Raw genomic sequence first — 10,739 nt, 5'->3', positions numbered from 1 at the left:
GGCTGGCGGGGGAGCCGCTGCGCCAGCGCAAGGGCCTCGGCGTCGAGCTTGTCGAGCGGGACGACGCGGTTGGCGAGCCCCCATTCCAGCGCGGATTTGGCCGGCACGGTCTCACCGAGCGCGAACATCTCATAGGCACGGGCATAACCGATGCGGGCCGGCATCAACAGGCTGGAGGCTGCCTCCGGCACCAGTGCAAGGCTGACGAACGGGGTGGACAATTGCGCGTTGTCGGCGAGCACGACGAGGTCGCAATGCAGCAGCATGGTGGTGCCGACCCCGACGGCGCGGCCCTGCACGGCGGCAACCAGCGGACGGGTGCAGCGCGCCAGCGACTGGATGAAACGGATGACGTTGCGGCTGCCTTCCGACTTGCCGGCGGCGACCGCCGCGAACTCGCCGACATCGTTGCCGGCGGTGAACATGTCGCCTTCACCGCGGATCAGGATCACGCGGGCCGACGGATCGAACTCGGCGGATTCGATGCTATCGGCAAGCTTGCCGTACATCGCGTCGGTCAGCGCGTTCTTCTTGTCGGGCCGTGCCAGCGTGAGGGTGAGAATTCCGTTGTTGTTCTCGATCCGGACATGCTCGGTCATCGCTCTCTCCTTATTCCTCTGGGTCTCTTGAAGTATCTCTTGGAAACTTGTCCTGAATGCTGGTCAGCCAGCGCGCGACGATGTCGATCTCCGCACTGGTAAATCCGTCCGTCAGCGCCGCATTGATCTCGGCGGCCGAGCTCTTTGCCTGCGCCAGCGCGGCGCGTCCCTTCGGGGTCAACCATACCCGCCAGGCACGTCCGTCCTCGCGGTCGGCGCGCCGCTCGATCAGTTTTGCGGCCGCCGTGCGGTCGACGAGGCCGGAAATGCCGGCCGGCCCCATGTCGAGCGCCGCACCCGCCTCGCCCATCAGGACGCCGTCCTGCCTGCCGAGGATGAACAGCAGCCCCGCCTGCGCCGGCGTCACCTCGCTCTCGGGCTGCGCGGCCATCCAGCGCTGCAAGCGGCGTTGTGCGACGCTCAAGAGATAGATCAGCCGGTGATGCCTCGTAGCGGCGCCATTATTTCGCATGCGAAATAGATAGCCCAACTGCGCCGGACTGTCAAAGCCCGCGGTCGCTAACGCGACGGCCCGCGACAGCCGTTGAGCAGGATCGCGGCGCATGCCTGCGCCCGCCGCTCGATCTCCTTGCGCGAGGGCAGCGTCAGGCTGGCATAGATCGCCGCACGCTGCGGCGCCGACACCATCATGCCAATCATCATGCCGGCAGCTTCATCGACGTCATCGAGCGCGATGCGTTTCTTCCTGACCTGGTCGCGGAGCCAGCCTGCGAGCGCCGCCGCAGTGCGGGAGATGCCATCCCTGTAGAAATTCGCCGCAAGGTCGGGGAACGTGGCCGACTGCTGCAGCACCATGCGCTGCAGCGCCACCACCTCCGGATCGAGCGCGAGATCGGCGCAGGCGACCAGCACGGCGGCCAGACTGGTTTCGATGTCGGCCTGGTTGCTGGCCTGAAGATTGACGTCGGAGAGCAGCCTGTCGAGGCGGTCCGCGCACATCGCCTCGAACAATGCCGCCTTGCCCGGAAACAACCGATAGAGGGTCTTGGTGGAGATGCCGGACCCACGCGCCAATTCCTCGGTGCTGGTCGCAGCGTAGCCTTCGACCGCGAAAGCGTGTCGTGCGGCCTCGATGACGATCTGCTTCGTCTGCTCGTCGCTGCGCACCGGCGGCCGTCCACGTGGACGGCACTCGCTTTCCGGCCTTGCACTGTCCGATTTTACCCGAGCCATGCTTTTAAATGACGCCTGTCATTCCATTGACAATTCCGAAGCTAATCTCATTTTGGAAATTATCAAGTTTCCTAATTCAGGGGAGCCGGCCATGACCGTCCACACCACCCCATCCGCTGCCGCCCAGACCGCCGTCGTGGCACCCGCGCTGGAGGGCGTCCTGCCCGGCGCCACGACCGACGCCAGCCGGAAAAAACTTAATCTTCGCAAGCTGTTGCTGGCGGGGGCCGCGGCGCTCGCGCTGGCGGGGGCCAGTTGGTACGGCTACGACTATCTCATTGTCGGCCAGTACCTCGTGTCCACCGATGACGCCTACGTGAAGGCCGACAACACCACCATCGCGCCGAAGGTCAGCGGCTATCTCAACGCCGTCCTGGTCGCCGATAACGAGCATGTGAAGGCCGGCCAGGTGCTGGCGAGGATCGACGACCGCGACTTCAAGGTCGCGCTCGATCAGGCCCGTGCGGACGTCGCCGCAGCAAATGCCACGATAACGAGCAAGGAGGCGCAGCTCGAGGTTCAGCGGGCGGTGATCGCCGCGGCCAAGGCGACCATCGATGTCGACACCGCCGCGAAGACCTTCGCGGAGCAGGAAAACAAGCGCTACAGCGATCTCGCCAAGACCGGCTATGGCAGCGTGCAGAACGCGCAACAGGCTCAGGCGCGCGACGCCGGCGCGGACGCCACGATCGCGCGCGACAACGCCAACCTCATCTCCGCACAGAAGCAGGTCGATCTCCTCAAGGCCGAGATCGTGCAGGCCAGGGCCACCGCCGCGCGTGCAGCCGCGATCCAGCAGCAGGCCGAGTTGAACCTCGGCTACACCAATGTGATCTCCCCGATCGACGGCGTGGTCGGCAACCGTTCCTTGCGCGTCGGCCAGTTCGTGCAGGCGGGCACGCAGTTGATGGCGATCGTGCCGACGGATGGCGCCTATGTCGTCGCCAATTTCAAGGAGACGCAGCTCACCCACGTGCAGGCCGGACAGGCCGTCGATATCGAGGTCGACATGTTCCCCGGCCAGATCGTGCACGGCCATGTCGATTCCCTCGCGCCGGCCAGCGGCCAGGAGTTCGCGTTGCTGCCGCCCGACAACGCCACCGGCAATTTCACCAAGGTGGTGCAGCGCATCCCGGTCAAGATCGCGCTCGATGCCGAGCGCGGACCCGCGATTGCGCTGCGGCCCGGCATGTCGGTGATCCCCACCATTGCAACACGTTCAGGCGCGCCGACGGCGAATGCGGCCGCGGCGCCCAAAGCGAAGCTCGTCTCCGGAGGGTCGTGCCATGTCAAACAGCCTGTCACTTTCGACGCCAGCCACACCGGCCGCGACGCCTGATCGCGCACCTGCCGATCCCAACCGCGCGAGCGCAGCGGTCTGGGTCGCCGTGCTCGCCGCCATGATCGGCTCGTTCATGGCGATCCTGAACATCCAGATCACCAACGCCTCGCTCGCCAACATCGAGGGCGGCATCGGCACCGGCGCCGACAACGGCTCCTGGATCTCGACGTCCTATCTGATCGGCGAGATCATCGTGATCCCGCTGACCGACTATCTCAGCCGCGTGTTCTCGTTCCGCCGCTACATGATCGCAAGCGCGGCGCTGTTCGCGGCGTTCTCGGTCGCCTGCGCCTTCACCCATGACCTGCCGTCGATGATCGCGATGCGCGGCTTGCAGGGCTTTGCCGGCGGCGTGCTGATCCCGATGGCGTTCACGCTGGTGCTGACCAAGCTGCCGAAGCCGCAGCAGCCGGTCGGCCTCGCGATCTTCGCGCTGTCAGTCACCTTTGCCCCCGCGATCGGCCCCACCATCGGCGGCTATCTCACGGAGACCTACGGCTGGCGCACCATCTTTTTCGTCAACGTGATCCCGACTGCCGTGATGGTGACGGCGCTCTATCTGACGCTGGAAAAGCAGAAGATGCAGCTCGGCCTTTTGAAGGATGGCGACTGGGCCGGCATCGTCACCATGGCGATCGGGTTGTCGGCGCTCCAGGCGGTGCTGGAGGAAGGCAACAAGGATGACTGGTTTTCCTCGCCCGCCATCGTCAAGCTGGCGATCATTGCAGCCGTCAGCCTGACGCTGTTCGTCACGATCGAGCTCACGATCGAGAAGCCGCTGATCCGGCTCCGCCTGCTGACGCAACGCAATTTCGGCTTCGGCACCGTCGCGATGACGATGGTCGGCTTCGCGCTGTTCGGATCGGTCTACATCCTGCCGGCCTATCTCGGCCAGGCCCAGGGCTACAATGCCGAGCAGATCGGCAACGTGCTGGCCTGGACGGGCCTGCCTCAGCTGGTGCTGATCCCGCTGATCCCCAAGCTGATGCAGCGCTTCGACACGCGCTATATCGCGATCACCGGCCTTCTGATCTTCGCCTATAGCTGCTTCATGAACACGGCGATGTCGCCGGATTATGCCGGCGACCAGCTCTGGATTCCGAACATCGTGCGTGCGGTGGGCCAGGCCATGGTGCTGACGCCGCTGACCTCGGTGCTGACGGGCGGCATCGCGCCGCAGGATGCGGCCGCGGCCTCCGGCATCAGCAACATGTTCCGCAATCTCGGCGGCGCGATCGGCACCGCGACGCTCGCCACCATCATCACCAAGCGCGAGCAGTTCCACTCCAACATCATCGGCGAGTCGGTGACGCTCGGCCGCGAAGAGGTCCGCAGCCGCATCGCGCAGATGACTGACTATTTCATGGCCCACGGCGTGCCCGACCCCAACGCCGCGCGCGAGCAGGCCATCATCGCACTCGGCAAGACCGTCAAGCGCCAGGCGCTGGTGATGGGCTATTCCGACGCCTTTGCGGTGATCGGCGCGGTGCTGGTGCTCGCCGCGATCGCGGTGCTGCTGACGCGACGGGTGAAGGCGGCGGGCGGTGGGGGCGGCGCGCATTAGGCTCTTCTTCTCCCTCTCCCCGTTCTTACGGCGAGAGGTGAAGGATCACGGCGCGCAGCCAAAGCTCGCCGCCTCCGTCACCGGGCCGCTCTTGTAGTGCGGCCAGGCCGGCCAGCGGCACAGCGGCAGCGCGCGAAGCACTGCGAATGACGGCGCTTCGACCTTCTGCTCGGTGACTTCCAAATCACCTGGCGCCTTGCCCTTCTCGACCCAGTCGACCAGCGCGCTCAGCATGTCGACATTGGCCGGCGCGCCGGAGCCGACATGATCGACGCCGGGGGCGGTGTAGAGCCGTGCGAACTCGGCCGTCTCGGCCTTGCCGAGCTTGCGCTCGACGCTTTCGAAATAGCGGATGCCGGCGTACGGGCTCTGCGCGTAGTCCGCCATGTGCTCGAGCATGATCAGCCGGCCGCCGCGTCCGCGAAAACGGCTGAGATCGGGATCGGTCGAATCCATCAGGCTGGAGACTTCGAGCAGCCGCACCTTGTGGTCCTCCACCCTGTAGGTGGTGACGTCGAGCTTGGGATCGCGCGCGAACACATATTGAATGCCGCCGGCGCCGTAGATCCAGGCGATGCCGTTGTTGGGGACGGGCGGTTGCGCCGGCGGCGCGGTGCCGAGCCACCATGCGACCCAGCCGCCGGTCGGGCCGACCGCCGGCGTGTCTTCGCCCGAAACGCCCCACCCCGGATAATCGTCGAGCCCGTTGGCAAGCGCGAACGGGAATTTATAGGTCGCGTGCAGCGTATCGATCGCCTTGATCTGCGCGTCGGTGAGGCATTGATCGCCGGTCTTGCCGGCCGGGCAGCGCAGCGTCTCGACCTTGAATGCCGCCTTGCAGGCCACGGGATCCTGCACCAGTGCGTCGTCGGAGCCATCGGCCTTGTCGCAAGCGGCGCGTACCGCATCGCCGACGAGCTTCACCTGCGCCGGATTGATCCAGCCCTCTCCCATGGTCGCAAGACCCGAACGCGTGCCGGCGTGCTGCAAGCCGACCCAGTTGATCACAGGCACGCGCGCGAAGATGCCGTCGAAATCGTCAGGATAACGCTGCGCCATGGTGAGGCCTTCGCGGCCACCCTCGGACGAGCCCATGAAATACATCTTTTCCGGCTTCCTGCCGTAGGCGCGCTCCATCAGCGCAACGGCCGCGTCGCGCACCTTCTTGTAGGCGCGATGGGCAAAGTTCTCGAAAGCTTCGTCGTTGAGCGCGAAGACCTGTGGCGGCTCGCCCGGCTTCGATTCGTGGCCCGAGTCGGTGCCATAGGTGACGAAACCGCGCGCGAGCGGCGACGGCTTGTCGAAGGGATAGGCGGGCGGCAGCGCCAGGCCGGTGATCAGCACGCCGTTGAAGCCGCCGCCGCCATATTGCAGCGAGCGGCCGTTCCATTCGACGGGCAGATTGACCTGGAATTTGATCGGTGGCGCCTTCGGATCGGCAGGTTCGATATGGCCGAGCACCTTGCAGAAGGCCGGATTGGCGGGCGTGACGCGCCCTGACGGCGTCGGCCCGCGCTCCGCAACAACGAGCGGCGAGGGCGGCAGCAGCGCCGTGGAATCGATCTTCACGATATCGGCGCCGCCGGCGAGGCCCTTGCAGACCGTGTCCGCATCCTCCGCCAGCGTCACGGCGGACGCACTCTTCGCGCTCAGCGCAGCCGCCGTACCCACGAGCAACGCACAGACCTTCGCACGCATCCGCGCCATCGATTCCCCCTGCTTTATTGTTCTCGTTCGTTCCGACCGGAGGCCGCATTGAAGGCGACCTCCGGCCGGCCGTCAATGCAGCTCGTTAATGCTCGAACACCAGCCGGGCGCCGACCGTGCCATCGAGGGCGCGGATTTGCTGGAGCAGCGTGGCCGAATCCTGACCGGCCAGATCGGCGTCGAGCACGACGTAGCCGAGATCGCCCGCGGTCTCCAGATATTGCGCGACGATGTTGATGTCGCGCTGGAGGAAGACCTCGTTCAGCCGCCGCAGCATGCCCGGCACGTTGCGATGGACGTGGCTGAAGCGCGCGCCGGCGGGGCGCAGATGCAGTTGCACCTCCGGGAAATTCACCGCGCCCATGGTCGAGCCCGTGATGAAATAGTCGACCAGTTTTCGCGCGACCTCGCCGCCGATGCGCTCCTGCGCCTCCTCGGTCGAGCCGCCGATATGCGGGGTTAGGATGACGTTGCCGAGACCCTGCATCGGGCTCTTGAAGCGATCGGAATTCGAGGACGGTTCGACCGGAAACACGTCGACGGCGGCGCCGGCGATGTGGCCGTCGCGCAGGGCGCCTGCAAGCGCATCGAGGTCGACCACGGTGCCGCGGCTGTTGTTGATGAAGAACGAGCCCGGCTTCATCGCGCGCAGCTGCTTCTCGCCGATCATGCCTGATGTCTCCGGCGTCTCCGGCACGTGCATGCTGACGACGTCGCTCTGCGCCAGCAGCTCTTCGAGCTTCTCGACCGGCTCGGTGTTGCCGTGGCGGAGCTTGTCGGTGCGGTCGTAGTAGATCACGCGCATGCCCATCGCCTCGGCAAGCGTCGAGAGCTGCGAGCCGATATTGCCGTAGCCGACGATGCCGAGGGTGCGGCCGCGCACCTCGCGGCTGCCGGTCGCCGACTTGTCCCAGCCGCCGTCATGGGCGGACACCGAGCGCGGAAAGATCTGCCGCAGTAGCATCACGATCTCGCCGATCACGAGCTCGGCGACGCTGCGCGTGTTGGAGAACGGCGCGTTGAACACGGGGATGCCGCGCTTGCGCGCCGCCAGCAGATCGACTTGGTTGGTACCGACGCTGAAACAGCCGACCGCGAGCAATCCGTCGGCGGCCTCCAGCACCTCGTCGGTGATCTGGGTGCGCGAGCGGATACCGAGCAGCGACACGCCCTTGAGCGCCTTGCGTAGATCCTCACCGTCCAGCGCCTTGGTCAGCCGCTCGACATTGGTGAAACCCGCGCTCTTGAACAGGTCCACGGCGCTGTCATTGACGCCTTCGAGCAGCAGCGCCTTCGCGCTCCGCTCAGGGCTTTGGCCTGGGGCTGGCATGGAATCTCCTGAAATGGCGGCTTTGCCGCAGCTCATAGACCGCGGACGAGGCCCAGCACAATAGGGTTTGGTTACGGGGAGAAGATGGCGCGGGGGCTAGATGTGCGTGGCATCCCACCACCTCCAGCTCCGTCATCCTGAGGTGCGAGCCACGCGGCGCAACGCGTCGCGTGGGGAGCCTCGGAGGATGAACGGCCGCAGCCGGGCCGTCGCCCTTCGAGGGCCGCTAAAGAAGCGGCCACCTCAGGGTGACGGAGATGGAGTAGCCCCCGGGCCGTTTTGCCATCAGCCTCAAACCACGTAAAATCCGTGCGTGCCGTCGAGCCGCAGCTGCTCGACGAGGCCATATTCCCAGTCGAGATAGGCCTGCATCGCGCGTTCGGCGACGTCGGTGCCTTCATAGGGACGGCGGTAGCGATGCGCCGGGTCGGGCTTGGGCAGCACGAGCGGCGGGCCGATCTCAAGGGCGCTGTCGTAACCGCCTTCCAGCACATAGACCTCCCAGCCCATCTGCGCGAGCCAGGACGCCGTCATGTCGGCGCGCACGCCCTTGTCGTCGGTCAGGACGATGCGCGCGCCGCGCACCGGGGCGGCCATGTCGGTCTCCTGGACGAGCTGGCCGCCGGGATAGTGGCGGAAGCCCGCAAGATGGCCGGCCGCATATTCCTCGGCGTCGCGCACGTCGAAACAATAGAGCGTGCGATCGGTCTGCGCGGCAAGTTCAGCCGCCTCGCTCGCACCGATATGGCGAACACCGGCGCGATAGGCGACGTCGCGGGCATTGGCCGGGCCGCCCTCGAACGGCCCGATCGCGCCGCGCCGGTCGGCACCGTGATTGAGCGTGTGCCGCGCCAGGGTCCAGCCGATGGTGCCATTGCGCAGCGCCCGCACCTTGTTGGGCACGCCGGCATTGATCAGCGACTGCGTGCCGATGATCGAGCGCGTACGCCCGGCGCAATTGACGATGATGGTGGTTTCGGGATCGGGCGCGGCCTGCCCCGCCCGCAGCACAAGCTCCGCGCCGGGCACGCTGACCGAGCCCGGAATGTTCATGGTCGCATATTCGTCGAAACGGCGGACGTCGAGGATGGCGATGTTGGCCTTGTCGGCGATCAGCTTTGCCACCTCGTCGGCACTGAACGACGGCGTGTGCCGCCGCGCCTCGACCAGCTCGCCGAACGCCTTCGAATACGAGTTGACATCCTCGAACACCTGATAGCCGGCATCGCGCCAGGCTTTCAGGCCGCCGTCGAGTGCACGGACATTGGTGTAGCCGAGCGCGGCAAGACGTTCGGCGCCGGCCGCGACCAGCCCCGCGCCGTCATCATAGAGCACCACGGCCACGTCCTTGCGCGGCAACCGCACCTCGGCCTCGATCGCGATCCGGCCCAAAGCCATATTGGCGGCGAACAGGGGATGGCCGGTGGCGAAGCCGGCCTCGTGCCTGAGATCGAGCAGCGCGATCTCCTCGCGCAGCAGCAGCGCGCGGCGGATATCGGCGGGGGTGACGGTGGGAAGCTTCATGGCGCAGACCTTGAGAAGAGAGCCGGAAGCTTTTGAACCATTGCGGTCGTGTTGGCTAGCCGTATCGGAGAAGCAAGTTCGCCGCGCAAAGATCCGACTAGTCGCACTCGTAGGTGGCGACGGCTTTCGAAAAGTCACGTTGATCGAGAGCATCCCGATCAATCCAGAAATGAAGCACACCGCCGACATCGGAGTGCCAATTGAGAAACGCGAGATCGCCTTGTATCTGGAGCAACAACATATCCTCCAGATGCTCCTCGGTCGCATCTTGCGGGCCGCTGCCATATCCCATCATCTGATGAAGCGCTGTTCTGAAATGGCGCCGCCGCCCGTCGTCCACGGTCGGCGTCTTCCAATGATTCTGCCGCGCGAGATTTGTAACGTAGCTGAAAGGGGCGTCTTCGGACGCATCGACTGCCTCGGTCGCCATGCAACGAATCGTGTGATTGATGGCATTGCCCAGGTCCGCCGCGAGTTCGGTGTCATATGTGCGTACCTGGCCCTTCATCTTCTCATAGGCCTGCACGACGTCGAGCCACCATGACCTGAAGGCCTGCTTTGTGTCTGGATCAACGTCATCCATTGGCGTCAAGGCTCGGCAACGCTCGATCCATCCGATGGCACCGGCATGAAGGCGCCTCAATTCCACCGCCGCTTCGTCGGCAAGCGGCTTGCCGTAGTACCCAAGCCTCTGATCGCGCAGGACGTGCGCCAGGACCGACCGAACCACATAGGTGATGAGAAGCCAGTTGAAGGGCCAATCCGCGTCTTTCTCGTATTTGGCCGCGCTTCGGAATTGAAGCAGATCACTTTCCGGCGGCTCACCCGGCCCCAACGCCCTGCGTAATTCCTCGATCATGAGCTCGCCTCCCACCGCATCGTCGCGAAAGTAGAAGTCGCGGAACGGCCGGAACGAAAGCGGGTACTTGAATTCGACCCTGGAATGGAAATCCAGGGCCGGATCGAGCCACTTGACCTGAGCGTCGCCGTCAGTGCCTGCCAGCGGCATGAGATTTGGCGGTGGCGCCCGGTCGGGATACGCACCGCCGTCGGCAGTGCTGTAGAGAACGCGGCAAGGTGGACGCCCTTCTCCAACGAACACCGAACTGCAGAAGAAATAGAGCGTGCCCCGCTTCGGAAGCGGCGACCAGCCGGAGCCAGGCACGTCGGTCAGGTCTATTTGGGCCACGAATGTGAGCGCAACCGTTTCCAACGTCTCGTTCGCCCGGACCTCCGCCGTCGGCCACTCAAGCTGCGGGGGCAACTTGGGGAGTCCACCGAAAAAGCTCCGCGCCGGGTGCGCGAGCGGCACGGGCAGGTCACTGCGTCTGACAATCACCGCGGGCAGCGCCGTTTCTTCGAGCTCGTCTCGTTCGGATAGCGCCATCAGGATCGTCCCACGACTTCTGCGTGTATCTGACGGATCGAACCATTTCGCAAAACCGCCGACAAGCGATTTTTGTCTGCCGCCTCACACGT

General features: G+C 65.4%; 9 protein-coding genes. 2 read left to right on the top strand and 7 right to left on the bottom strand.

Annotation, left to right across the window (positions count from 1 at the left end; genetic code table 11):
• The 3 genes from PMI42_RS00600 to PMI42_RS00590 all read right to left on the bottom strand — a co-directional run.
• Positions 1-599: enoyl-CoA hydratase-related protein (locus tag PMI42_RS00600; protein WP_008129549.1), on the bottom strand; the 599-nt coding region annotated here is incomplete at its 3' end.
• Positions 600-609: 10 nt separating this feature from the next.
• Complete coding sequence (locus tag PMI42_RS00595) at positions 610-1,071, bottom strand: MarR family winged helix-turn-helix transcriptional regulator (protein ID WP_035964131.1); 462 nt, start codon at positions 1,069-1,071, stop codon at positions 610-612.
• A 47-nt stretch (positions 1,072-1,118) separates the two neighbouring features.
• Positions 1,119-1,727, bottom strand: coding sequence for a TetR/AcrR family transcriptional regulator (locus PMI42_RS00590; protein WP_008129547.1), 609 nt, complete (start codon positions 1,725-1,727; stop codon positions 1,119-1,121).
• Between the two features lie 157 nt (positions 1,728-1,884).
• Here PMI42_RS00590 and PMI42_RS00585 point away from each other — a divergent pair, with 157 nt between their 5' ends.
• A complete protein-coding gene (locus tag PMI42_RS00585; RefSeq protein ID WP_008129546.1) occupies positions 1,885-3,132 on the top strand; it encodes an HlyD family secretion protein in 1,248 nt (415 codons plus the stop codon).
• The gene (locus tag PMI42_RS00580) at positions 3,080-4,699 is read left to right on the top strand and encodes a DHA2 family efflux MFS transporter permease subunit (protein WP_008129545.1); all 1,620 of its coding nucleotides are present in this window, start codon (positions 3,080-3,082) and stop codon (positions 4,697-4,699) included. Before PMI42_RS00585 ends, PMI42_RS00580 begins: the two co-directional genes overlap by 53 nt.
• 45 nt (positions 4,700-4,744) lie before the next feature.
• Here PMI42_RS00580 and PMI42_RS00575 read toward each other — a convergent pair whose 3' ends face one another.
• The 4 genes from PMI42_RS00575 to PMI42_RS00560 form a co-directional block, all read right to left on the bottom strand.
• Entirely contained in the window at positions 4,745-6,406 is a 1,662-nt protein-coding gene (locus PMI42_RS00575; RefSeq protein WP_008129544.1) for a tannase/feruloyl esterase family alpha/beta hydrolase, read from the bottom strand.
• A gap of 85 nt (positions 6,407-6,491) precedes the next feature.
• On the bottom strand, positions 6,492-7,736 hold the full coding sequence (gene serA / locus PMI42_RS00570; RefSeq protein ID WP_008129543.1) for a phosphoglycerate dehydrogenase: 1,245 nt from the start codon (positions 7,734-7,736) through the stop codon (positions 6,492-6,494).
• Positions 7,737-8,027: 291 nt separating this feature from the next.
• Positions 8,028-9,260 (bottom strand): rhodanese-like domain-containing protein, encoded by a 1,233-nt coding sequence (locus PMI42_RS00565; RefSeq protein ID WP_008129542.1) that lies wholly within the window; start codon positions 9,258-9,260, stop codon positions 8,028-8,030.
• Between the two features lie 97 nt (positions 9,261-9,357).
• Entirely contained in the window at positions 9,358-10,647 is a 1,290-nt protein-coding gene (locus PMI42_RS00560; RefSeq protein WP_008129540.1) for a DUF1963 domain-containing protein, read from the bottom strand.
• Positions 10,648-10,739 lie beyond the last annotated feature (92 nt).

It is taken from the genome of Bradyrhizobium sp. YR681 (assembly GCF_000282615.1).
In the GTDB taxonomy this organism is placed as follows: domain Bacteria; phylum Pseudomonadota; class Alphaproteobacteria; order Rhizobiales; family Xanthobacteraceae; genus Bradyrhizobium.
This window is presented reverse-complemented; position numbering and strand designations above follow the sequence as displayed.